The organism is Glutamicibacter sp. FR1, from assembly GCF_047300825.1.
GTDB lineage: Bacteria > Actinomycetota > Actinomycetes > Actinomycetales > Micrococcaceae > Glutamicibacter > Glutamicibacter nicotianae.
This window is the reverse complement of record NZ_CP178604.1, coordinates 36,671-60,448: the sequence shown is the minus strand read 5'-3', so window position 1 is coordinate 60,448 and position 23,778 is coordinate 36,671. Positions and strand designations below refer to the sequence as shown.

The window sequence follows — 23,778 nt, the reverse complement described above, 5'->3', positions numbered from 1 at the left end:
CCTGAAAGTAGATCCCCAATGGCCATAGTCGCCCCATATGCCGTACTCAATTGCCCAGCGACTCAGATCCTCGGCTTCTACGGCACTGAAGAAGAAGCAACCGCAGCAGCAGCAGAATTCGGGCAATGCAGTTTCGCCTATAAGCTCAGCCCCCAAGAAATCACCGCACTTGAAGCCCAGGACTAGCGCCCAGGAGAAAAGCCATGAAAAACCCCGTCACCGTCTATAGCAAGCCTTCTTGCGTCCAGTGCAACGCCACCTACAGGGCTCTAGACAAAAAAGGTGTCGAGTACCAGACAATCGACATCAGCAAGAATGCCGAAGCGCTCGAATATGTCCGCTCATTGGGATACATGCAAGCCCCGGTAGTGGTCACAGGCCAAGAACACTGGTCAGGATTCCGGCCGGATAAGATCGAGAGCCTCTAAGCGGGTTTTCCTTGCCCCGATGCCCGATTGTTGCACGTCTGAAAGCCCAGTCAAGGGCGCTGCGCGTCGCTACGCGATGGGCTAAAGCCCACCCCTGACAGAACTTTCAGACGTGCAGTTTGGCATGTATCGGAACAAGGGGAACCCATGCAATCATGCGCAAATGTTGCGTTGACCTGTAAGGCAAGTTTTCTACCATGCTTGAAAGCTAGCAAAAATCTTTCAAGAAAAACAGCAAACTAGCTTGCTAGCAAGCTAGCAAACTGCTAGAATTGAAGTATCAACAGGGGATAGGAACTCCACCGGAAAGCCCGGCAGAGCCCCGGTTGAAAACCAAGGAAAGGCAGTCACAATGACTAGCATCTCAAGCAACGCAGGCATCGCAGCCGCCGTTCGCGCCAGCCTCAAGTTCGACCCGCAAGAATCCGTAGCCCTTATGCTCTGCACCGAGGGTGCCGTGCTGGCCACCCTGCGCGTCGACCTCGTGGCCGATGGGCAGGTAGCCCACTGGATCAACGCAATTCGCGGAATCCTCGGCAAGGTGTCCGCTGGCAACGCCATCGACGCAACTATCCTGGTTGCTTACGACGAGCGAGGACAGCTCAAGGGCACCCAGTACGACGCACTGGAAGACCTACTAATGGAGGTCGGCGCACCGATTCGGCGCGCGGTGCTCGTTGCCAACGGCCAAATCCAGGACTTCCATGGTGACGGAACCGACGCAGTTCCCTACGCAGAGGTTGAAGCCGAAGCCATCACCCTCGAGCACCGACTGATCGGCAAGAACCCACTGCGCGCCAAGGACATCGAGCACTGCGAAGAATCCAGCATCGAGGTGCAGGCCATCGCAGGAGCCCGAGTGGCCGAAATCAGGAACATGGGAACCGACCTTGCGGAAATCGCCCCCAAGATCGGCCATGAAATGGCTGTCCAGATTGCGATCTACCGCGAAGCCGGGGAAGTGACCGAGGAAGTCGCCGGATGGCTTGCCGGAACGTTCCATGTGAAGGCCGGCCGAGACCTAGCTGTGATGTCCAGGGACGTTGTTGAGTCGGTCGAAGGGTACGCCGCCAATCGCAGAGTGGTGTCGGTGGTGGTTGTAGAAGTGGAGCCAGCCGGGCAGCGCCAGGCGTCGTTCGGCCTCTGAACCGTAAAACCTGGCATAGGCCCAGCCGTCCCCGAGCGTGCGGTGGAATCGCTCGATCTTCCCGTTCGTCTGCGGCCGGTAGGGGCGTGTCCGCTTGTGTCGGATGCCGAGCCGAGCGCAGAAGTCCCTCCATGCGTGGGATCTGTATGCCGACCCGTTGTCGGATAGGACTCGCTCGACGGTCACGCCTCGTTCGGCGAACCAGGCCACGGCGCGTTCGAGAACTCCCACCGCTGTGCTCGCCTGCTCATCCGACCAGATTTCTGCGTATGCGACGCGGGAGTGGTCGTCGATGACTGTGTGAACGAACGCCGTCCCGGTGCGCGGCTTGTGATCTTTTCCTCGTGGTAATCCCGGAGTCGCGAGCTTGTTCCGTGCGCCTTGCTGCCGACCTACGTAACGATGTCCACCGCCGTCGGGGATGTTGCCGAACTTCGTGACATCGACATGAATCAACGATCCCGGATGAGGATGCTCATATCGCCGCAATGGCTCGCCAGTGACACGATCGATATGCGAGAGGCGGTTCACGCGGCAACGGACGAGGACCGCGTGAACAGTCGACGTCGAGAGACCAAGTCGCGCAGCGATCTGGGCTGGCCCCAGTCGAAGCCGCCAGCGCAGGTTGATGATCTTCTTCTTGACATGCTCGGGCGTCCTGCCTGGGATCCGGTGCGGCTTGCTGGAGCGATCCTGCATCCCAAACTCACCCTCTTCCCGGTAGCGGCCTGCCCATTTCCGGGCAGTGATCGGGGAGACCATGAACATCTTTGCGGCGATCGTGGCCGGATAGCCGTCTTCGACAATCAGCCGGGCTAACCGGAGACGGGCACGAGGAGTGAGAAGAGCGTTCGGATGGGTCATCAATTGGCCTCCGCCGCGGTCTTCGTAAGCGCGCGTCTGGTGAGAAGCATGATGACGAGAGCGATCGCTGTCAGCACCGAAGCGACCCAAACCGGCGCGAGCAGCCCCAGCCCGGTCGCGAGCCCGAGCGCACCAAGCACGGGCCCCGCTGCAGCTCCGATATTCAATGCTGCGGTTGCGTACGAACCGCCCATCGTTGGCGCACCCGATGCTGCATACAGCACACGCGTGATCAGAGTACTGCCGACGCCGAACGACAGGAATCCCTGAACGAGGACGAGGACGATAAGCGCGACGGGATGAGATGCGACCACTGCCAACACGATCCAGCCTGTCAGCAATAGCGGTCCGCCGACTGCGAGCACGAGGCCAGGTCGTTGATCTGATAGTCGTCCTGCGATCGTGACGCCAAGGAACGATCCGATGCCGAACATCACCAGCGCGACGGACACCCACGCTTCGGCCAAGCCCGCGGTCTCGGTCACGATGGGTGCCAGGAAGGTGAATGCCGCAAAGGTCCCTCCGTTGATCAGCGCTCCGAGTACCATGGCCAGGATGAGCCGCGGCGTCGCCAACTGGCTGAGCTCGACACGGAGCCTTGGTGAGGTCGCGCTAGTCTCGCTCCGACCAACATTGTTCGTGACGCCACGAATGACTCCAACGGCCGCGGGAATACAGAGGATGGCGATCGCCCAGAACGTCGTTCGCCAGCCCAGCGCTGTGCCGAGCAGTGCCCCGGCGGGGACGCCCACGACGGTTGCGATCGTCGTGCCGGAGAGCAGGATCGACAGTGCACGCCCCTTCTGGTTCGCTGGCACGAGGGTAGTGGCCGTGCTCAGTGCTACGGCGAGGAATCCTGCGTTTGCGAGAGCGCTGAGCACCCGGGTGATGAGCAGGAGAGAGAACACTGGTGTCATCGCTCCGATGACGTGGCTTCCCGCGAACACGAGAAGGCAAACGATCAATGTGAGCCGCGGTGGCCAACGGCGAGCGAATGCCGCCATCACTGGCGCGCCGACGACCATACCGACTGCGAATGCGGAGGTCAGCAGGCCCGCAGTGCCGACCGAGACGTCAAGTTCGGTCGCGATCGCGGGGAGCAATCCCGCGAGCATGAATTCTGAAGTGCCCATGACGAAGACCGCCAGGGCAAGCATGTAGAGGGCAAAAGGCATCGAGTACTCCGAGGTGTGAGATCAAGAAATGGTTCTTCTTGTCACCACGGCCAGCGCCCCGGGTACGCCAGACATACGCCCACACAGATCGTGGGCGTCGTAACTAGTGGTTCAAGGGGCTGGCGGTGTGACCGACAACCCCTGACCTGTCTGATTCGGGACTCGACATGCCCTAAACTCTAACATGCCTTCAATGGCGAGCGGTCTGGACAGATACTTCTTGAATCGGCACGGTGTCATTACGGGCGGGGGCCAGAACAACGTCCCTAGACATCACATCTAGATGGCGGTCGTCTACAGCGGCGCAATCTTTTAACCAAAGTGGACAGCGCGTCCGCGATCAGTCCCCGCTCCCCTGATCGTCGAAGGCAGTAGCGTCGTGACGGTTTCGATGCGCGTGATGATCGCGAGGGATGGCTACAAGCACCTCCTGCGCACGGTCGCGGCCAAGGACGACGACCGCGAGCCAACCCCGTAGGGCCGGCAAAGTAGTTGCGTTTCGATCGGGTAGTTTCTGCGGTTCCCAGATTACGGGCTTAAGGGTCGTTCGTGCTGTCCGCACAGGCCTCAGTCAACCTGCGTCTCGATGCAGTAGCGTCGCAGTTCTGCGATCATCGCGGTCTTGGGGGTGCTGACGAAGCGGAACGCATGGCTGAAACGGACGCGCATTCCTCCAGCCTCGAGGTAGCCGTCGCAGGAAGCGCGTCGTCCGTGGGTGACGACAGAAATGACCTCCACCCGCTCGGGAGAACGGCGGGCGCACCTCTCGGGCTGCACTGGGGCCGCTGTGTGTGGATTTCTCGATGAGCGTCCAGCTCATGTCATCGGCAAGCCACTCGGAGAGGGCCTCCAGCTCTCCCTTGGCCCGGTTCACAACGAAGTCTCCGTCAACGCACTTCCGTGAAGACTCATGGTGCTATGGCTCGATCCGATGCGCCCGGCCTTTCTCCGCGATCGGCACGCACATTTCGATGGGTCTATCAGGCTCCCAGCTGACCTGTCCTTGGTAGATGATGCCGAGTTTCCCGGTGGCGCCGTCTCGCTAGTCGGCCATGGCGAAGCAGTGTCGCCGCCGTGTTGCTCCTGCTCACGTCTCACAACTCACATCGAGTCGCCGCTCGCCCATGAGCCGAACTTCGGGGACGCTGCTGTACCACGCATGATGAGAATCACGCAGGGCACGTAGAGTGCTGCGGCGCAGAGCCAGAGGAAGCCGTCGGCGTTGATGTAAGTGAGCGCGAAGATCGTTGTGAAAGCGACCGGTCCGAAGATCGATGTGACGCTGTTGATGCTGGCGAGCACACCCTGGAGGCGCCCTTGGTGCTGTTCATCGACGCGCTGGGAGAGAAGGGTTTGCAGAGCGGGGAGGCCGATGCCACCGATCCCCAGTGCCGCCAAGATAGGCGCCATGGAAAATGCGTCAGTGACAATCGCCAGGCCTACGAGACCCAAGGCGTCGGTAACACACCCGATGATGACTGTTTTTGCCTCACCGATCCACTCCACGATGCGGCCAGTAAGGAGGGCCTGCACGAGAACCTGTACGATCCCGAAGACGGACAGGGAGATTCCAACTTCGACGGGACTCCAGTCGAGGCGGTGTTCAGTAAACAGCACCCAGGTCGCACCTGGAGCCTGCCCAATGAATTGAACAAGGCCGAATGCGACTAATAGGAAGGTAATCCCAGGCACCGCGCTGAGGCCGGGGCGACCACGATGCTGAGCGAGCGACGCAGAGCGCGCAGGGGAATCAGGACGGGTCTCGCGTAACAAGATAAAGGTGAGTGCCAGATTGCTCGCTGAGAGAAGAGCAGCGAGCAAAAACGGCAGATGTGGCGAGATGGCACCGAACAGTCCACCCATGGCTGGCCCCGCGATCATTCCGCCGCCATAGCAGGCACTGAGTAAACCGAAACGCTTGGCGCGCTGGTGGGGTGGCGTGATGTCGGCGATCACGGTGGCGGTGACCGCATTGGTCGCTCCGGTTATCCCAGCCACTGCACGGGCGATATAGAACACCGACAGAGCGGATGTCGTGGCGAGCACGAGATAGTCGACGGTCGCACCGGCCAGGGAAACAAGCAGCACCCGGCGGCGGCCGAATCGGTCCGACAGTCTTCCCAGTACGGGGGCAAAGATGAACTGCATTACCGCGTAGAGCGCGATCAGCACTCCGACGTTCAGCGGAACCGCATCAGCGGTGACCCCTGCCTCGTGTAGCAGTGCGGGGAGAATCGGCATCACCAGGCCCATGCCGGCGGCGTCGAGGCTAGCCGTGATGAGGACCGTGGCCAACGAGCCACGAGCGGAAGTGAGAGATGACACCTTATCAACGATAAAGTTATCGATGATAAAGTGCAAGCATGGCTCAGAAACAAGCGCGACTCGATCGTGCAGCAGTCTTGCGCGGTGCGAGGCATGTGCTCAATAACACGGGGATCGACGGTTTCACCACGCGGGCACTGGCTGCGCATCTGCGGGTGCAGCAGCCAGCGCTCTACTGGCACTTTCGGACAAAGGGCCACCTGCTCGGATCGCTCGCAGCTGATGTGCTTGATCGCGAACACCACGCCTCACTCCCAGAGTCAGGGGAGCGCTGGGACGACTTTCTCCTGCGCAACGCGCGGAGCTTCCGGACAGCGCTTCTGGCAGTCCGGGATGGAGCACGGCTGCACGCAGAGTTTCACCGTCAAAAGAGTGACCAGATGCCAGCGGGCTCGGATGCCCCCGAAAGTCAGATCGAGTTTCTCGTGTCCGAAGGATTCGCTGAGGTCTCTGCGGTCCGAGCTCTCATGGCTATCAGCCGCTATACGGTCGGTTTCGTACTAGAAGAACAAACAGCGCTCGACAACGGATGTGAGCCTGTCGATCAAGACCTAGATTTCGAGTTCGGGTTAGTTGCAATGGTTGAAGGGCTGGCATCAAAGCGATGAGGGATGCTCGCGCTTTGGGTCTCTGCGTCAGTAAGGTCAATCCTTTCCCGCTCCCGCAGCAGCTCCTCCGCGATACTGACGTTTTGCTCATGGCTACGGAGCTCACTAACGAGCAAATCAGGGACCGTATGCATGTCGCGTCGCGATCGCGGAACGGCACATCAGCAGCATCTTCACCATGCTCGACCTTAACGAGCGCACAGGAAACAAGCGCGTCATCGCCGTCCTCGAGTACCTCAAGAACTAAGCGTCGAGTGCGTGACCGGCGCGATGACCATAGGTAACGGCGGTTTAGCATCGGTGCCGCATCTTGACACGACTCAATCCGCGACAGCTAACCTCCGCATATGGAGTTCGACGGAATGGAGATCCCCGACGATATCGAGGTCACGGTCTGGGGGAGCAACGAGCACCGGCTCTGTAACGTCTGCCGCGCAGAATGCGACCCCGAGCCGAGCGGCGCCGACGGGTACGGCGTGTGAATCGTCTACGTCTGCCGCGACCACGGAGTCCAATCCGTCGTGGACCCATTCGAGCATCTCCGTTGAAGCGCGCTCTTCGCTATCTCCCTGCATTGACGCAAACATCGCGCTCTCCGCCTTCCGAGGGTAGATCCCAAGATCTGCGGCGCACCTGCCCAGTGTGACGATCTCGATCAGGGTCATGACCGCTGGGGACGGGTACCGGTACCTGCTGAACGCAGTTGTCGCTGGCGACGGGGATCGCGATGCGTCGTCAGCGCTGACAAGGTACTACCTTGAAGCAGGAACGCCTCCCGGCATCTGGCTCGGGGCCGGCCTCCCAGGACTCGCCGGAGAGATCGCCGTCGGTGCCTCGGTGAGCGAGGAGCAGTTACGGCGCCTCATGGGGCACGGGCAGGATCCGAACAGCGGCGAGCAACTGGGGCGTCCGTACCGAAAGTTTGCCACCGCGGGCGAGCGGACGCAGCGCCGCCTCGATCAGCTCCCGAAGTCCCTTACCGCAGGTGAGCGTACCGCGCAGCAAGCGCTGATCGAGGCGGAGGAAGCACAGAAGCCAACGAATGCGCCGGTCGCAGGGTTCGATCTCACGTTCTCGGTCCCGAAGTCCGTCTCGACCCTCTGGGCAGTTGCCGACGGCGGCACGCAAGCACTCATTGCCCAAGCTCACCACGCAGCGATCCGAGACATGATCGCCCTACTCGAGCGCGACGTCGCGATGACCAGGGTCGGCGCGAAAGGGGCGCGTGGCGCCGTCGCGCAAGTCGACGTGCGGGGTGTGATTGCGACTGCCTACGATCATTACGATTCTCGGGCCGCGGATCCACAACTCCACACGCACATTGTCGTCGCCAACCGCGTGCAAGCAGCTCATGACGGGAAGTGGCGCACGCTCGATTCTCGCGCTATCCACGCCGCCGTCACCGGCCTATCGGAGCATTACAACGCGGTCCTCTCGGACCATCTCACTCAGATCCTCGGCGTCGGGTGGGAAGCCCGTGAGCGCGGTGCGGGGCGCTCCACGGCGTGGGAGATCGTTGGCGTGCCGCAGGAGCTGATGGACGAGTTCTCTTCCCGTACTCGCGATATCGAGCAGGTCAAAGACCGGCTGGTCGACGACTACGTCTCGAAGCACGGGAGGCAGCCGTCCCCGAAGCTGGTGTGGCAGTTCCGGCAGCAGGCCACGCTCGAGACTCGGCCCCCGAAGCAGCAGCACTCTCTCAGCGATCTCACCTCCCAGTGGCGAGAACGCGCGACCGCGTTGCTGGGTGAGGACGCGCCAACCTGGGCGTCGGCACTGCTCGCCGGTAGTGAGCACGAACCGTTGCTGCGGGCAGACGATATCCCGTTGGAGGATCTCGAGGAGGTCGCCGAGGTCGTGGTGCAGCAGGTCGGTGACCGGCGAGCGACGTGGAAACGGTGGAACCTCCACGCGGAGGCCGTGCGACAGACGATGGCTCTCCGCTTCGCGTCCGCGAACGACCGGGACGTCATCACCCAGCAGATCGTCGATGCCGCAGAACGGGTCTCGCTGCGCCTCACTCCGCCCGAGCTCGCGAAGAGCCCCTCGCTGTTTCGTCGCGCGGACGGGTCGAGCGTGTTCCGACCCAAAGCCGGAACGGTGTTCTCCTCCGAGCAGGTGCTCGCGGCAGAAGACCGACTCCTTGGCGCGTCGAATGATCGGTCGGCGCCGACCGTACCGCTGGCATGGATCGAGGACGCTGCCAGAACGAAGAACCGCGACGGGCACACCCTGTCGGTGGACCAGGAGCAGGCGATCGCGAAGATCGGCGTCTCCGGCCGCGTCCTCGACGTACTCGTCGGCCCCGCAGGGACTGGGAAGACCACAACGATGCGTGCCCTGCGCCGAGCCTGGGAGCGACGCTACGGGCCAGGCTCGGTGACCGGGCTCGCGCCCTCGGCCGCTGCCGCCGACGTCCTCGCCGGGGATCTGGAGATCGGGACGGAGAACACGGCGAAGTGGCTGCATGAGCATCGCCTCGGGAAATGGAACCTCACGCGCGGACAGCTCGTCATCATCGACGAAGCCTCCTTGGGTGGCACGTTCGCGCTCGATGCCATCACCAGTCACGCCCAGCAGGTCGGCGCGAAAGTGCTGCTCGTGGGCGATTGGGCGCAACTCGCAGCGGTGGACGCGGGCGGCGCGTTCGGGATGCTCGTGCGTGACCGCGGCGACGCCCCGGAACTGGTCGATGTGCGTCGCTTCCGAAACGACTGGGAGAAGCAGGCGTCCCTGCAGTTGCGGATCGGCGACACCGACGTCATCGATACCTACATTGCGCACCAGCGCGTCACGCCGGGCGGATATGACGAGATTCTCGAAGCCGCCTACCAAGCCTGGCGCACAGACCTCGCAGCGGGAAAGAGCACGGTGCTGATCGCGGAAACCCTCGACACGGTCTCTGCGCTCAACACCCGCGCCCGCACCGACCGAATCCTCCAGGGCGACGTCGCTGTGGACGGCGTCAAACTCCATGACGGCAACGAAGTTTCCCGCGGAGATCTCATCATCACCCGCGAGAACAATCGGCGCCTCTCGCTCGGGCGAAGCTGGGTGAAAAACGGCGACCGCTGGCACGTCGCCCATGCGAACGACGACGGATCCCTCACCGTGCGGCGGGCAGGATCGAAGCGGCGCACCACGATCACGCTGCCCGTGAGCTACGTCGCCGAGCACGTCGACCTCGGCTACGCCGTCACCGCGCACCGTGCCCAAGGGGCCACCGTCGACACCGCACACGCGGTCGTCCACTCACCGGAAGTGACCCGAGAATCCCTCTACGTCGCGATGACCCGCGGCCGCGAATCCAACCGCGTCTACGTCGCCACCGACGAGCATCACCTCGAGGAGCATCAGCACCGTGAGGACCTGCAGAACACCGCCCGGAGCATCCTCTACGGGATCCTGCAGCACCCTGGCGCAGAGCTCTCCGCACACGACACGATCACCGTGGAGCAGGACTTCTGGGGCTCACTCGAGCAACTCGCGGCCGAGTACGACACCATCGCACAAGTCGCCGGACAGGAACGCTGGATCGCCCTCCTGCACGCCGGAGGCCTCACGGCGGAGACGATCGACGAGCTCGTCGAGACAGACGCCTTCGGGATCCTCACCACCGAGCTGCGCAGGCTCGAAGCCGACGGGCACGACATCGACAGTCTTCTCCCGCGCATCATCCAGGTTGGAGGACTGGACGAGGTGCAGGATCTCGGGTCGCTGCTGCGTTACAGGCTCCAGCGCATCACGGCGGCCTACCAGCCTGCTCCGCAGCGGACCGCCAGGATGATCGCCGGCCTGGTCCCGCGCGCGACCGGGATCACCGATCCCGCGATGAGGCAAGCCCTCGACGAGCGGGAGCAGCTCATGGAGCAGCGCATCGATGCCCTGGTCGAGAAGCTCCTCAAGCAGCCAGAGCCCTGGTTGACGGGACTCGACGAGACCGCTCCCGCAGAGGGTGAGGCTGCGGCACGGGCGGTCATTGCGTACCGCGACCGGTGGGGCGTCACCTCGAGCAGCCCACTCGGAGCGGTGCCCGGCGACGATGCTCAGCGCGTCGACTACGAACGCGCCCAGGGCGTGCTCGTGAGCCTTCAGCAGACCGAGCACTCCCCGGAGGAAGTGCGGTCCAGACGGAGTCAGAGGCGGTCGATTTCCTGATGTATGCGGCCGATATTCTTAGTGCATGACGCCAACGAACCGCGCGCGGATCTCTCGCCAGACGCGCTCAAACGTGTTCGATTGGCTCTCGCTTTCCGAGTACGACTGGTCGGGGCGGCTGCAGCATCCGCAGTTCCTCGCCCGGCTCTACGACTTGGAGGAGCTGCCGAGCAGAGACCACAGGTACCGCACTGCCAGCGGCGACATCTACCAGCACATGGTGAACAACTGGGACTGGGAGGATGACTGGGTCTTCAACGACGACCGTTTCCAGCTTCGTAACGGCAGCGACGAGACGTTCCTCAACTTCTTAGCCGAGACAGTCCATCCCATTGTCCGCGACGATCCAGACGCCGCTGCCGCGATGGTCGCTGCCTACAATGACACCCTCCGCCGAGATGGGTATGAGCTCATCGAGACAGACCGTTTCGGAGATCGCATCATCTATGGCTGGCGTCAGATTTCCGCGTATTACGCCCCAACCGAGCTAACGCTCGCCAAGACGCCCGACCTCACCGAGAACTCTGTGCTGCGCCGTCACCTCGATCTAATCAACCGCGACCTCAGCTCAGATCCCGCTGCGGCGATCTCCTCCTGCAAGAACCTCCTCGAGAGCCAGTGCAAGATCGTGCTCACGGATCTGGATATCGAGTTCTCCGAACGAGACGAGCTCCCGGCTCTTTTCGCAAGCACCGCATCGGCACTCGCGATCAATGCCGACGCGGTAGACGGCAGCAAGCGCGGCAGCGACGCCCTCCGCAAAGCGATGCGCGCCCTCTCCACTCTCGTGCAGTCCGTCGCGGAGGCACGCAACTCAATCGGCGACGGGCATGGCTCCGTCAACGAGAGCCCCGCGACTCCACGACATGCACGCCTCGTGTTCAACTCGACTGTTGCAGTCGCGCAGTTCATCGCCGACACCTGGCACGAAACCTCCCATGAGCAAAAGGCTGCGCTGGGCTCCTCCTTCTGACGCTTCTCCACTCCAATCCGCAAGCGGAACTCCACCGCTCTTCCGCACTCCAACCGAGCAGCGTAGACTGCGAAATGGCAGGACAGACCACGCGCGAAGCCTGACGTCGGGCGGAGCAGACCGCCCCAAGAAGCCTCGGGGCACTCACCACACAGGACCAGCCACATCGAAGTGCTCCCGTGTGAAAAGTGAGGCCATCATGAATCTCATGCAGCGTCTGTGGAACGCCAGCGTCCGCACCCGCATCTTCCTGCGCCGCCGCAGCCGTACTTGTCATGCTGACACCTATCGAGGACAGCAGACACTGACCCAGTGCGCTCCGGTGGCCACCACTTCGTGCCACCGGAGCGCGCTGACCGCGGCGGCATGCCCGGGCGCATGTCGTGCCCTGGGTTCGGTTCCGTGGTGAGGACGAGCCGCGGGCGCGGGCATCTGTTGCTGGACATCCAGCAGGCCGACGGCCAGACCATCCTGGTGTAACTGAACGCGAGCATGGCTGGGCAGATCGTGGTGGTCGCCGGCTATCGCTGGTCGCCCGCGTGGCGGGCCGCATATCGGGCCCACGGTTCTGCGGACTTTTCGGCGTGGAGGAAGGCGACGTGGTGGCTGTAGCCGAGTGCGTCGGCGACTAGGGCGTGTCTCTTATATCCGTAGCCAGACGGCCGATTCGACCGCATCCATTCCTGGGACGGCGATGTCGCGCTCGATCAGAGCGATTGCCTCAACCGCGCCAACTCGGGAGAGAAGCGCACCGGTTGAGATGTCACCCGGTGAACCGGTCACGGCCAATAGCTGGCGAGCTGTTCTTTCGTCCTTAGCGAGGGCAGTGAGCGTTGGCATGGAAAGCCTCCTTCGCTGTGCATCGCTCAGGAGGTACGCGCGAGCTGCCCTTTCATCGATCGGAATGCCGGCGTACCCTGGAGGTTGAAGCAGGTTCTCAACTCTGCGGGCCCTCCGGTGCGGCCCTTCTGGGTGTTCGATCACACACTGCTTCCTCGACGGAGAACGACGTGTGACGAGAGGCCCATCATGATTCGTCCAGTCTTGGCGATTACGAGCTTCATCTATTCGCTCCTGCAGCGCTACGCACCGAGCAACATCGTGCTCCGGTGGGTCCGGAGTCGGCGTGGGCTGAAGTGGGGAGTTCCTGCCATGCTCCTCACCCTGCCATACCTTGGCCTTGCGCTTTGGTGCTCATCTTTGGCCGCTGGCGGCGGACCAGCATGGCTGAATCTCCTCGTCCTCCTCAGCCTGTGGAACGCGATGAAATTCATCGCTTTTGGACCCATTAGCCTGATCATCTTGTGTCGCGTGCGTGCAAAGGAACTCGATGAACGGCGTGACGGCGAGAAAGTGTCCGAGCTGGCACTGAACTGATTCCGACCGACCGCGACAGCGGCGCCGATAGTGCGGCCGAATCAGACCGATCAAGCCTCCGGAGCCGCTGTCGGCACCCGATTCGTTGGTGCCGTGTGAGTGTGGGGTAGAATTGACGGTATGCATTTGTACTTCCTGTGATGGTTGAGTAGGCCTACCGTGCTCGTTGAGTAACTCCGAGCTTGCGGCGGCCGCTTGTTCTGGCCCCATGGAGGGTCGCCGTCATTCGCGTACCCGCTTGCTGTTCGGCTTGTCGTGGTGCGCCTTGCTGAAGGATTTGAATGCTTACCCCTACTAACCGTCATCCGGCGCGCCATCGCGCGCAACTCACCGCTTCTGACGTCTCCGTAATGCGAGGCGTAACCCCGGTGCTCAACCATGTCGATCTCGTCGTCACTCCCGCGTCTCGTGTGGCGATCGTCGGAGAGAACGGGCGCGGAAAGACCACACTTCTGCACGCGCTCGCGGGCACGCTGGTACCTGATAGTGGAACGATCCAGCGCATCGGCACACTCGGGCTCGCTGAACAAGAGATGAACTCCACTGACAACCGCACCGTTGGGCAGGCCGTCGCGGAGGCAATCGCTGAACCGCTCGCAGCGCTGGCCGCGCTCGACGCCGCTGCTGCTGCTCTTGCGGATGGGAGTGACGAGGCCGCAGAGCAGTATGCCGCGGCATTGGAAGGTGCTGAAGCGCTCGACGCGTGGGATGCCGAGCGCCGCGTACAGATCGCGCTCGAAGCACTCGACGCCGAAACCGACACGACGCGGTTGCTCTCTGATCTGTCTGTGGGGCAGCGATACCGAGTGCGGTTGGCCTGCCTGCTGGGGGCTGAAGATGATTTCTTACTGCTGGACGAGCCCACCAATCACCTCGACCGCAGCGGACTTGATTTCTTGACCACGCAACTCCGCGCGCGCAACGGTGGTGTCGTGATCGTCAGCCACGATCGCGCGCTGCTCTCTGACATTGCGGAGACGGTTGTTGACCTCGATCCGACACCTGATGATCGCCCCCGCATCTACGGCAACGGGTATGCGGGATACCGAGAAGGGCGCCTGGCCGAGCGGGAACGCTGGGAGCAGGAGTACGAGCGTCAGCAGCAGGAGCAATCGCGGCTGCAGGAGAGTCTCAGCGCTGCGCAGAATCGGCTGGTGTCGGGGTGGCGACCGGAGAAGGGGTCACCGAAGCACGGCCGCGCGACGCGCGCGGGCGGGCTGGTGCAGAGCGTGCACCGACGCCAGGAAGCGCTCGAAGCACACGCGGTGACGGTGCCAGAACCACCGCAACTGTTCCAGTTCCCCGACCTGCCCACACGAAAAGGGGCGGTGCTGCTAAACGTCGACAACGTGAGCTTTGCCGGGAGGTTAGCGCAGCCGGTGTCGTTCGAACTCTCGCACCGCGGCAGGCTCGTGATCACCGGCTCGAACGGGGCCGGAAAGTCGACGCTCCTGAGTATCGCGGCGGGCGAACTACTGCCAGACACGGGAACAGTGCGGACATCCCGTGGCACGCGTTTGGGTTTTCTTCGTCAGGAGACGATGCTGCCGCCGGATCGCCGGGCGAACGAGATATACGCCCGTCACCTCGACGAACTCGTCGGTCAAGGAACGCTGCAGTCATCTGAGACGGTCGGTCTCGGTCAACTTGGACTGCTGCGATCGCGCGAGGCAGGCAAACGAGTGGGTGAACTGTCGATGGGTCAACAACGACGCCTCGATCTGGCGCTCGTACTCGCGGCACGCCCGCACGTGCTACTGCTAGACGAACCCACCAACCACCTCTCCATCGCGCTCGTTGACGAACTCACCGAGGCACTCGGGGCTACCCAAGCGGCCGTCGTACTGTCGACCCACGACCGGCAACTCCTGCGCGATGTCGCCCAATGGCCTCATGACCATCTGATGGCGATGGCTGAAGGCGAGGCGCTGGTATGAGCAACACCATCAAGCTCCGCGCACTCCGCCCATTGGCATCAGGTGATTACCGTCTCCTGTTTGCCGCCGTCGGCATCGAGGTATTCGGGACCGGTATGTGGACGATCGTCATGGTCTTCCAAGTACTCGCACTCGATGACAGCCCACTTGCCTTGTCGGCGGTCGCAACCGGAATGAGTCTTGGCCTGTTCTCCTTCTCCGTTCTCGGTGGGGTTGTCGCCGACCGGTTCTCCAAACGGCGGATTCTCATCACAGTGCAGGGCTCAACGGCCGCGATCATGACCGCCGTGGCGGTCCTGTCGCTCACCGGTAATATCGAACTTTGGCACGTCGCCGCAGCCTCGTTCGCGATGGGTGCCGGGAGCGCCTTTTTCTACCCTGCGTACAGTGCTTACCTACCTGTGGTCCTTCCGCCGGAGCAGCTCCTGGCCGCGAATGGGCTCGAAGGGGCGCTCCGTCCATCGATGGGGCAAGGGCTGGGCCCGGCCCTCGGTGGAGTCATCGTCGGTATGTTCTTCCCCGCTATCGGAGCGGTCATCGTCGCGGCTTCGTACGCGATTGCTTTCGTCATCACCTTGTTTCTTAGCCGCCGTGACGAACACACTGAGCCCACTTCTCCCGAGGATCGCCCGAGCGTCTGGGGTGACCTTCGTGCGGGGGTTGCCTACGTGGCTCGTACACGCTGGTTGCTTTGGACGCTGATCTTCGGGTCGTCGCTTGCGCTCATTGTCCAAGGCCCGATCGAAGTTCTCCTCCCGTTCCTCACCCGCGACCGATTCGAGGATGCTGAAGCTACTTTCGGGTTTCTTCTGGCCGCATATGGGATAGGTGGGGCTGTCGGTTCGCTGATCGTGTCGTCGTTGAAGCTTCCACGTCGGTACTTGACGTTTATGATCCTGTGCTGGGGTGGAGGAACACTACCTCTTGTGGTCATTGGCGTTGCCGACAATTTGATCCTCATGCTCTCCGCGCTCTTTGTCGTCGGTGCACTCACCGGGGCTGGCGTTGTCGTGTGGGGAACATTGCTGCAACGGTTGGTGCCGCTCGACATGATCGGCCGAGTCGCCAGCCTCGACTTCTTCGTTTCGATCGCGTTCATGCCGGTCTCAATCGCCATCGCGGGGCCGCTCTCACTACTGGTTCCCATCCCCATCATCTTTGTGATTGCGGGAGTCATTCCGCCAGCTCTCGCGTTGATCGCATTGCTGGCCGGGCGCATGCGTCACACGGAGGAGAAGCATCCATTGGATGTGGCTGAGGGGTGACTCAGCCGGGCAAACTGCGTCTGGGGTTGACCTCTCGCTCAGCTAGGGCGTGTCTCCTAAATCTAGTTGTGTGCACGCGCCATGATTGAGTCGTGGCACAAAGGTCTAGATTTACGCAGTTCACGAATGCGCAATGGGAACGAGTCGAACCACTCCTGCCATCGAACGAAGGCCGTAAAGGCCGTCCCTTCAGTGACAACCGCCGCGTCGTAGAAGGCATCATCTACCGTTACCGGACCGGAATCCCGTGGCGTGATCTCCCTGACCGGTATGGCCCTTGGCAGACCGTCTGGAAGCGGCATCGCCGCTACGCAACCGACGGCACCTGGGACCGCGTATTCGCGCACATCCTCGCCGAGGCCGATGCCGTAGGTGATATTGACTGGAACGTGTCGATTGACGCGACGATCAGCCGTGCTCACCAGCACGGCACGAACCTTCCGCGTCCGGACCAGGACACAGGGGGCTCTATCGAATTACAAGAATCTGCCGTTATGCGAGGTTGAACCGGAAGGTCATGGGATAGGGAGATCGCGCGGAGGGTTGAGCACGAAGGTGCATTTCGCGGTCGATGGGCATGGCCGCCCATTATCGATTGTGGTCACGGGTGGGCAACGTCACGACGGCGCGATGCTCCAGGAAGTAATCGGCGATATTCGAGTGCCAAGAACCGGGTCGGGGAACGCGCGGACGCGCCCCGAGTCGCTGCTTGCTGATCGTGGTTACACGTCACGAGTGAACCGCACGTACCTGCGTAAGCGGGGCATCACTGCTGTGATTCCGGAGAAATCTAACGAGATCGCTGCCAGGAAGCGTAGGGGTCGCGCGGGTGGGCGCCCGCCGGGGTTCGATGCTGAGAAGTATAAAGATCGCAACGTGGTCGAGCGGGCGTTTGGATTGATGAAGCAGTGGCGGGGGCTTGCGACTCGTTATGACAAGCTTGCGGTCACGTATCGTGCGGGAGTGGTGTTGGCAGCGATTCTGGTCTGGCTACGGATATAAGAGACACGCCCTAGCGACGGTGGGCATTGGAGGACGAGCTCGCCGAGGGCGCTGTTGCGGGCGCCGAGGAGGTTCACGCCGAGGGCTCGCAGTCTGTCCATCACGGTGTTGGGGTGGAGGTGTCGTCCGGCGAGGATGCTTGGGAACATCCAGGGGCTGTCCGTCCCTGCCGCTGTCCGGAGGTTGGGCCGAGCATCGCGGTGCTGGCGGATCATGTTGGCGAACGGCTCAGGCACGTCCACTGGATGGCGGCCGAGCTGGATTCTCATGCCGTGAGGGCTCTCGGCGATGGCCTCGGTCGTCAGAGTGACGACTTTGACCAGTGGTTGCGCGTAGAGGAGCAGGAGCATGCCGGCGACGCGGTAGGGGAGTGACTCGCTGGTCCCGGTGAGCAATTCGCGGATCCAGGCAAGTCTCTGCTCCTGGCTCAGGGACGGGCTCGATCGGGGAGTGCGATGCGCGACCGTGACACCGGTGTTCAAGCGGGACTTCTTGGCGAGCTGGAAGAAGTTCCTGATCATGGTGCGAGTGGTCGGTCCGCCTGCCAGCCACTCGTCGGCGTCTTGCTGGGTGCAGGTCGCGGCGGTGCGGTGGTGTGTCTGGTGCAGCCAGGTCAGGAACTTGACTGTCTCGGTGATCTCTTGCTTCGCTGAGTGCACCGGGCCGTGCGTGTTGGCGCCTGCTTCGGATTTGGCGCGGATGTTGCGTAGGTGGTGCCAGGTCGCGAAGTGCTGGACGGGCTGACGGACCTCGGCGGGGAGCCCTTCTAACTTGACGGCGATCCACTCCTCGAATCGGTGCAGGTAGGCATCGCGGTAGGGGAGTAGGCCGTGATGTTGCAGGAGTGCTCGGATGTGTTCGGTCGGCTTGCCGGGAACGGCGTCGAGGCCTTCGTGGGAGATCGGGATCGTGCCGTCGCCAAGGCCACGCAGGAGCGTCTGGACCTTGGGGGATCGCTTCCAGACGAGGATCGACTCGGGTCGCTCGGATGCGCATAGCGCGTCGACCAGACCGCGCAGAGCGGGGTGTTCCGGCTCGCCGCCGAGGACCTGGTGGAGGTCGGCGCGAAGCGCACATCGGGCGCAGAGCCGCCCTCGGTGATGCCCGGCTTCGGTGTCGCAGCTGTCGCAATGGAAGTCGTGGGGGATCTCCGCGCAGGTCGCGCAGATCGGACCGCCGCCGGCGCTTGCGGGTCCTGGTAGCAGGCGGTCTTGGAGGCACTCCGGGCAGACGCCTCGGGTGTGGACGGCGTTGTAGTAGCAGATGTTGCAGAGCCGGCCCTCCGGCCATGTGACGGCGACCCGCGGGATCTTGCGGCCGCAGCGTGCGCACGGGTTCCCGGTCGTCGAGGTGATGCGTGGACGACCCTGGATGGTGGAGCGGGGGGACAGGCCTGCTGGTCCTCGACTCGCCACGGCAGCCATCCCTACTCGTCGAGAATGTTCGCGCGCCGGGGTCGAACTGATCGGTCGAGGCTGACGACGTTGGAGCCGGGCTCGGTCGCGGTCTTCCGGCGCCGGACGTCCGCGGCGGTTGTCGTGACCAGATCGGCTGGTGTGCACTCGAAGATGTCGCAGAGTGCGGCGATAACTTGGAGCGAGACGCGCTCCGGCCGCTGATTGACGAGGCGGTAGACCTGCGGTCGGGAGAGCGTGATGTCCCGTTCGCCGAGCAGCGGGATGAGATCGGTCGTGTTGTGCAGACCTCTGGCCGCCATCAGCTCGGCCAGGCGCCACTGGTAGTCGACCTTGCGTTTCATGGTGTTCCATCCTTCGTGGTGCGGGCCAGGGCCTCGTTGACGGTCCTGTCGAGAGCGCTGCGGAGCGTGCTGCGCCGGAACTCGTCGCCGACGAACTGGTAGATGCCGGTCGTCGAGGCGTACTCGTGCCCCATCTGGTCCTGGACGAACCGTGGGTCCCAGCCAGCCTCCAACAGATGCGTAGCGTAGGAGCGTCGGAACGAGTGCAGATCGAGCCCGTCCGAAAGTCCGAGCTCGTCGCAGTAGCGGCGTAGCCGGCGCAGCAGCGCCGGTTCTCCGACCAGGCCGCCGCGTTCGCTGGGGAACAGGTCGAGTGTGTCGGGCTCACCGCGACCGTTGGCGAGCCAGTCCTCGAGGATCGGAGGCGTCCATCGCCAGACGGTGAGCACGCTGCGGGGTTTGTAGGGCGAGGAGCGCTTTGACTTGCCGTAGCGGACCTTGCAGACGCCGAACCGGCCGAACTCGCGCGCATGCGGGTTGCGGGCGAAGTCGACGAGCTGCAGGTGTCGCAACTCGTTGAAGCGGAGGCCGTAGGCGTAGGCGATCTTCATCATGACCGCATCGCGATAGGCCGCCTGCCAGCCCTTGCGTCCCGACCGCCCCATGCGTTCGACCTCATCGTCGGCGTAGACGAAGAGTCGATCGAGCTCGGACCGCGTGTAGGGACGCTTCGTGGGTCCGCCGTCGTACTCCTGGACGTGCGGTGCGGAGTTCCAGTCGAAGAAGACCTGCGCCGGGTGGGTGCCGAAGTACTGCTCGCAGACCCGGTCCCATCCGTAGTCGGGGTTGCTGACGTAGCTCGTGAACGCCCGAAGCGCAGAGTGGTAGCTGCGCAGCGTGGAGCGAGAGACGTGTCGGACGGTGCGCAGGTCGGCCGAGAACTCCTCGACCATCGCCGGCGTCCAGTTCCACGGATCCTCGTTCATGTGCTCAACGAACCGGCGCACACAGCGCAGCCGCTGCTCGATCGTCGCGAACTGCAGGTTCCTGGAGAGCTGCTGGTTGCGCCAGCCGTCCAGCATGAGCTGGAGCACCTGCTCCTCGGGCCGAAGGACCGGCAGCGAGGGCACCACCGAGACCCGACCCACACCGTCGACGTGCATCCGACACCTCGTTCCGCGGTTGCATCCAATGAGTCAATGATGCATCCGATGAGACGCCAAGGGTATACGTGCTGGTCAACGGCGTGTCTGCGGGCTCTGTTGCAAAGATTGGCGGCAGTCAGAGGTAGGCTGTCGCTCTGCGCCGATCAGGCGGCTGCTGCGAAATGGTGGTTGAGCATGCCCATGGCCTCCGTCAGCGCCGAGGGCCCAATGCCAAAAGCTCTCTCCACAAGGCGCACCTCGCCCCTGATGCCGGGCTGCAGGCACCAGGGGCGAGCCTGTCCTTTGCGCAGGGCTCGCATGACTTCGAATCCCTTGATCGTGGCATAGGCCGTGGGGATCGATTTGAAACCGCGCACCGGCTTGATCAGTATCTTGAGCTTTCCGTGATCGGCCTCGATCACGTTATTGAGATACTTCACCTGCCGGTGGGCCGTCTCCCGGTCCAGCTTTCCTTCGCGCTTCAATTCGGTGATCGCTGCACCATAGCTCGGCGCTTTGTCGGTATTGAGCGTGGCAGGCTTTTCCCAGTGCTTCAGGCCTCGCAGGGCCTTGCCCAGGAACCGCTTCGCTGCCTTGGCGCTGCGGGTCGGCGACAGGTAGAAATCGATCGTGTCGCCCCGCTTGTCGACTGCCCGGTACAGGTAGGTCCACTTGCCCCGCACCTTGACGTAGGTTTCATCCAGGCGCCAGCTCGGATCAAAGCCACGCCGCCAGAACCAGCGCAGCCGCTTCTCCATCTCCGGGGCGTAGCACTGGACCCAGCGATAGATCGTCGTATGGTCGACCGAAATGCCGCGTTCCGCCAGCATTTCCTCAAGGTCGCGATAGCTGATCGGATAGCGACAATACCAGCGCACCGCCCACAGGATCACATCACCCTGGAAATGGCGCCACTTGAAATCCGTCATCGTTCCGTCCGTCCAATCTCCGCCAAGCATGCTCAAGCTTCACGATTTTTGCAACAGAGCCTCACATCACCCTGGAAATGGCGCCACTTGAAATCCGTCATCGTTCCGTCCGTCCAATCTCCGCCAAGCATGCTCAAGCTTCACGATTTTTGCAACAGAGCCATATCGACAACCTCTCGCGCAACCAAGACATCGCGGTCGGACTGCAAGTGATCTTGAAGCCACGGGCCCGTCCCACCCCGACATGGACCTCGATGCCCGAACGGACGTTAGATTTCGAGTTCTAGGCGTTCTGCGATGAAGGTTGGATCCCAGCCGGGATTGAAAGTGTCGACGTGGGTGAATCCGAGCCGCTCGTATAGGCCACGCAGGTTCGGGTGGCAGTCGAGCCGCAGCTTGGCGCACCCCTGCGTTCGCGCGGCATGGCGGCAAGCCTCGATCAGCGCGGAGCTGACACCCCGGCCCGCATGTGTCCGTCGCACCGCGAGCTTGTGCAGATATGCGGCCTCCCCCTTGAGGGCGTCGGGCCAGAACTCGGGATCCTCGGCCGACAAGGTGCAACAGCCGACGATGCCGTCGCTGCAACTCGCGACTAGGAGCTCGGATCTCAGGACGAAGGTCTCCGCGAATGTCCGGTCGATCCGCGCGACGTCCCAGGCGGGCGTTCCCTTGGCGGACATCCACGCCGCAGCGTCGTGCATCAGCCGCACAACCTCGTCGATATCACCCGAGCAGGCGACCCGAACGTTCGGAGGCTCCTCGCTGTCCATTCGCTCCCCTGGCGCGGTATGAACCGCCGCCTCATAGTGCAGTTTGATCCTGACGAGCCCAGCATGTCTGCGCCCACCTTCGCGGAACCTGACCAGGGTCCGCTAGCGGGCGGCCGGAAGGTGAATGCTAGGCATGATCTAACCCTCGGTCTCTGGCGTCGCGACTGCGAAATTTCGCGAGGGTTTCCGAGAAGGTGATTGCGCTTCGCAGATCTCCAGGCGCGTGGGTGCGGACGTAGTCAGCGCCATTGCCGATCGCGTGAAGTTCCGCCGCAAGGCTCGCTGGACCCAGATCCTTTACAGGAAGGCCAACGGTGGCGCCCAAGAAGGATTTCCGCGACACCGAGACCAATAGCGGAAGCCCCAACGCCGACTTCAGCTTTTGAAGGTTCGACAGCACGTGCAGCGATGTTTCCGGTGCGGGGCTCAAGAAAAATCCCATCCCCGGATCGAGGATGAGCCGGTCGGCAGCGACCCCGCTCCGTCGCAAGGCGGAAACCCGCGCCTCGAAGAACCGCACAATCTCGTCGAGCGCGTCTTCGGGTCGAAGGTGACCGGTGCGGGTGGCGATGCCATCCCGCTGCGCTGAGTGCATAACCACCAGCCTGCAGTCCGCCTCAGCAATATCGGGATAGAGCGCAGGGTCAGGAAATCCTTGGATATCGTTCAGGTAGCCCACGCCGCGCTTGAGCGCATAGCGCTGGGTTTCCGGTTGGAAGCTGTCGATTGAAACACGGTGCATCTGATCGGACAGGGCGTCTAAGAGCGGCGCAATACGTCTGATCTCATCGGCCGGCGATACAGGCCTCGCGTCCGGATGGCTGGCGGCCGGTCCGACATCCACGACGTCTGATCCGACTCGCAGCATTTCGATCGCCGCGGTGACAGCGCCGGCGGGGTCTAGCCGCCGGCTCTCATCGAAGAAGGAGTCCTCGGTGAGATTCAGAATGCCGAACACCGTCACCATGGCGTCGGCCTCCGCAGCGACTTCCACGATGGGGATCGGGCGAGCAAAAAGGCAGCAATTATGAGCCCCATACCTACAAAGCCCCACGCATCAAGCTTTTGCCCATGAAGCAACCAGGCAATGGCTGTAATTATGACGACGCCGAGTCCCGACCAGACTGCATAAGCAACACCGACAGGGATGGATTTCAGAACCAGAGAAAGAAAATAAAATGCGATGCCATAACCGATTATGACAACGGCGGAAGGGGCAAGCTTAGTAAAGCCCTCGCTAGATTTTAATGCGGATGTTGCGATTACTTCGCCAACTATTGCGATAACAAGAAAAAGCCAGCCTTTCATGATATATCTCCCAATTTGTGTAGGGCTTATTATGCACGCTTAAAAATAATAAAAGCAGACTTGACCTGATAGTTTGGCTGTGAGCAATTATGTGCTTAGTGCATCTAACGCCTGGCACAGCGGATCGCAAACCTGGCGCGGCTTTTGGTACAAAAGGCGTGACAGGTTTGCGAATCCGTTGCTGCCACTTGTTAACCCTTTTGCCAGATTTGGTAACTATAATTTATGTTAGAGGCGAAGTCTTGGGTAAAAACTGGCCTAAAATTGCTGGGGATTTCAGGAAAGTAAACATCACCTTCCGGCTCGATGTCTATTGTAGATATATGTAGTGTATCTGCTTGATCGATCAGGCTTTTGTATATCTCCCCACCACCTGAAACAATGACATGATCCGTTATTTTCTTTAGGTTGGTTAAAGCATCTTTAATTGATGGAAAGATCAATACGTTCTCATTGTCAGATGTAAAACTTGAACGTGTTACGACCGCATACTTTCGGTTGGGTAATGCTCCCATTGATTCAAAAGTCTTGCGTCCAACCAACAGCCATTGGTTATAGGTAATAGCTTTAAACAGGAGCTGTTCACCTTTGGCACTCCATGGAATATCAGGGCCATTCCCGATAACTCCATTCTTCGATATAGCTACCATTAGTGATAGTTTCACAAT

The 23,778-nt window shown here is 62.0% G+C and carries 24 protein-coding genes; 10 read left to right on the top strand and 14 right to left on the bottom strand.

Going from position 1 to position 23,778, the window contains the following annotated elements; all coding sequences use genetic code 11:
* Positions 1-18 precede the first annotated feature (18 nt).
* Together ACLQ8T_RS17205 and nrdH are read left to right on the top strand one after the other, a co-directional pair.
* A complete protein-coding gene (locus ACLQ8T_RS17205) occupies positions 19-186 on the top strand; it encodes a hypothetical protein (RefSeq protein WP_204677719.1) in 168 nt (55 codons plus the stop codon).
* A gap of 17 nt (positions 187-203) precedes the next feature.
* Positions 204-428: a glutaredoxin-like protein NrdH gene (nrdH, locus tag ACLQ8T_RS17200; RefSeq protein ID WP_204677721.1), complete on the top strand. Its 225-nt coding sequence runs from the start codon at positions 204-206 to the stop codon at positions 426-428.
* Between the two features lie 1,021 nt (positions 429-1,449).
* On the opposite strand, the gene ACLQ8T_RS17195 is transcribed toward nrdH, so the two are convergent.
* The 5 genes from ACLQ8T_RS17195 to tet(33) form a co-directional block, all read right to left on the bottom strand.
* Complete coding sequence (locus ACLQ8T_RS17195) at positions 1,450-2,439, bottom strand: IS481-like element IS5564 family transposase (protein WP_167380529.1); 990 nt, start codon at positions 2,437-2,439, stop codon at positions 1,450-1,452.
* Positions 2,439-3,614, bottom strand: a complete 1,176-nt coding sequence (cmx, locus tag ACLQ8T_RS17190; RefSeq protein ID WP_047217927.1) for a chloramphenicol efflux MFS transporter Cmx — start codon at positions 3,612-3,614, stop codon at positions 2,439-2,441. The genes ACLQ8T_RS17195 and cmx overlap by 1 nt, the downstream gene beginning before the upstream one ends.
* A gap of 21 nt (positions 3,615-3,635) precedes the next feature.
* Positions 3,636-3,689 (bottom strand): chloramphenicol resistance leader peptide, encoded by a 54-nt coding sequence (locus ACLQ8T_RS17185; RefSeq protein WP_011113070.1) that lies wholly within the window; start codon positions 3,687-3,689, stop codon positions 3,636-3,638.
* Between the two features lie 492 nt (positions 3,690-4,181).
* Positions 4,182-4,391, bottom strand: coding sequence for a hypothetical protein (locus ACLQ8T_RS17180; protein WP_204677726.1), 210 nt, complete (start codon positions 4,389-4,391; stop codon positions 4,182-4,184).
* Positions 4,392-4,715: 324 nt separating this feature from the next.
* Positions 4,716-5,939: a tetracycline efflux MFS transporter Tet(33) gene (tet(33), locus tag ACLQ8T_RS17175; protein WP_204677787.1), complete on the bottom strand. Its 1,224-nt coding sequence runs from the start codon at positions 5,937-5,939 to the stop codon at positions 4,716-4,718.
* A gap of 38 nt (positions 5,940-5,977) precedes the next feature.
* Here tet(33) and ACLQ8T_RS17170 point away from each other — a divergent pair, with 38 nt between their 5' ends.
* From ACLQ8T_RS17170 to ACLQ8T_RS17155, 4 genes are all read left to right on the top strand, one after another.
* Complete coding sequence (locus ACLQ8T_RS17170; RefSeq protein WP_010154754.1) at positions 5,978-6,547, top strand: TetR/AcrR family transcriptional regulator C-terminal domain-containing protein; 570 nt, start codon at positions 5,978-5,980, stop codon at positions 6,545-6,547.
* 642 nt (positions 6,548-7,189) lie between these two features.
* Complete coding sequence (gene mobF, locus ACLQ8T_RS17165; RefSeq protein WP_040504913.1) at positions 7,190-10,705, top strand: MobF family relaxase; 3,516 nt, start codon at positions 7,190-7,192, stop codon at positions 10,703-10,705.
* A 25-nt stretch (positions 10,706-10,730) separates the two neighbouring features.
* On the top strand, positions 10,731-11,678 hold the full coding sequence (locus ACLQ8T_RS17160) for an abortive infection family protein (protein ID WP_081473272.1): 948 nt from the start codon (positions 10,731-10,733) through the stop codon (positions 11,676-11,678).
* A 199-nt stretch (positions 11,679-11,877) separates the two neighbouring features.
* Positions 11,878-12,087, top strand: coding sequence for a hypothetical protein (locus ACLQ8T_RS17155; RefSeq protein WP_413456530.1), 210 nt, complete (start codon positions 11,878-11,880; stop codon positions 12,085-12,087).
* Between the two features lie 233 nt (positions 12,088-12,320).
* Here ACLQ8T_RS17155 and ACLQ8T_RS17150 read toward each other — a convergent pair whose 3' ends face one another.
* Positions 12,321-12,518 carry a hypothetical protein gene (locus ACLQ8T_RS17150; protein WP_146160863.1) on the bottom strand — a complete coding sequence of 66 codons (198 nt, stop codon included), beginning with the start codon at positions 12,516-12,518 and terminating at the stop codon, positions 12,321-12,323.
* 312 nt (positions 12,519-12,830) lie between these two features.
* On the opposite strand from ACLQ8T_RS17150, the gene ACLQ8T_RS17145 reads away from it, so the two are divergent.
* The 4 genes from ACLQ8T_RS17145 to ACLQ8T_RS17130 all read left to right on the top strand — a co-directional run bounded on the left by ACLQ8T_RS17145 (position 12,831) and on the right by ACLQ8T_RS17130 (position 17,259).
* The gene (locus tag ACLQ8T_RS17145) at positions 12,831-13,055 is read left to right on the top strand and encodes a hypothetical protein (RefSeq protein WP_239464251.1); all 225 of its coding nucleotides are present in this window, start codon (positions 12,831-12,833) and stop codon (positions 13,053-13,055) included.
* Between the two features lie 281 nt (positions 13,056-13,336).
* Complete coding sequence (locus tag ACLQ8T_RS17140) at positions 13,337-14,992, top strand: ABC-F family ATP-binding cassette domain-containing protein (RefSeq protein WP_107862438.1); 1,656 nt, start codon at positions 13,337-13,339, stop codon at positions 14,990-14,992.
* Positions 14,989-16,257: an MFS transporter gene (locus ACLQ8T_RS17135; RefSeq protein ID WP_204677730.1), complete on the top strand. Its 1,269-nt coding sequence runs from the start codon at positions 14,989-14,991 to the stop codon at positions 16,255-16,257. The genes ACLQ8T_RS17140 and ACLQ8T_RS17135 overlap by 4 nt, the downstream gene beginning before the upstream one ends.
* 92 nt (positions 16,258-16,349) lie before the next feature.
* A protein-coding gene (locus tag ACLQ8T_RS17130) for an IS5 family transposase (protein ID WP_239464072.1) occupies positions 16,350-17,259 on the top strand; the annotation gives its coding sequence in 2 pieces (ribosomal slippage) (positions 16,350-16,718 and positions 16,720-17,259; 909 coding nt in all).
* Here ACLQ8T_RS17130 and ACLQ8T_RS17125 read toward each other — a convergent pair.
* The 8 genes from ACLQ8T_RS17125 to dfrA1 form a co-directional block, all read right to left on the bottom strand.
* Positions 17,187-18,683 (bottom strand): recombinase XerD, encoded by a 1,497-nt coding sequence (locus tag ACLQ8T_RS17125; protein WP_413456529.1) that lies wholly within the window; start codon positions 18,681-18,683, stop codon positions 17,187-17,189. The genes ACLQ8T_RS17130 and ACLQ8T_RS17125 overlap by 73 nt on opposite strands.
* Positions 18,684-18,685: 2 nt before the next feature.
* Positions 18,686-19,018, bottom strand: coding sequence for a helix-turn-helix domain-containing protein (locus tag ACLQ8T_RS17120; RefSeq protein ID WP_064846257.1), 333 nt, complete (start codon positions 19,016-19,018; stop codon positions 18,686-18,688).
* Positions 19,015-20,121 (bottom strand): tyrosine-type recombinase/integrase, encoded by a 1,107-nt coding sequence (locus ACLQ8T_RS17115; RefSeq protein WP_064846256.1) that lies wholly within the window; start codon positions 20,119-20,121, stop codon positions 19,015-19,017. The genes ACLQ8T_RS17120 and ACLQ8T_RS17115 overlap by 4 nt, the downstream gene beginning before the upstream one ends.
* A 146-nt stretch (positions 20,122-20,267) precedes the next feature.
* On the bottom strand, positions 20,268-21,032 hold the full coding sequence (locus tag ACLQ8T_RS17110) for an IS6-like element IS6100 family transposase (RefSeq protein WP_001389365.1): 765 nt from the start codon (positions 21,030-21,032) through the stop codon (positions 20,268-20,270).
* Between the two features lie 269 nt (positions 21,033-21,301).
* On the bottom strand, positions 21,302-21,802 hold the full coding sequence (locus ACLQ8T_RS17105) for a GNAT family N-acetyltransferase (protein ID WP_000376623.1): 501 nt from the start codon (positions 21,800-21,802) through the stop codon (positions 21,302-21,304).
* A gap of 127 nt (positions 21,803-21,929) precedes the next feature.
* A complete protein-coding gene (gene sul1, locus ACLQ8T_RS17100) occupies positions 21,930-22,769 on the bottom strand; it encodes a sulfonamide-resistant dihydropteroate synthase Sul1 (protein WP_000259031.1) in 840 nt (279 codons plus the stop codon).
* Positions 22,763-23,110: a quaternary ammonium compound efflux SMR transporter QacE delta 1 gene (locus ACLQ8T_RS17095; RefSeq protein ID WP_000679427.1), complete on the bottom strand. Its 348-nt coding sequence runs from the start codon at positions 23,108-23,110 to the stop codon at positions 22,763-22,765. The genes sul1 and ACLQ8T_RS17095 overlap by 7 nt, the downstream gene beginning before the upstream one ends.
* Before the next feature lie 191 nt (positions 23,111-23,301).
* Positions 23,302-23,775: a trimethoprim-resistant dihydrofolate reductase DfrA1 gene (gene dfrA1, locus ACLQ8T_RS17090; protein WP_092592735.1), complete on the bottom strand. Its 474-nt coding sequence runs from the start codon at positions 23,773-23,775 to the stop codon at positions 23,302-23,304.
* Positions 23,776-23,778: the final 3 nt, after the last annotated feature.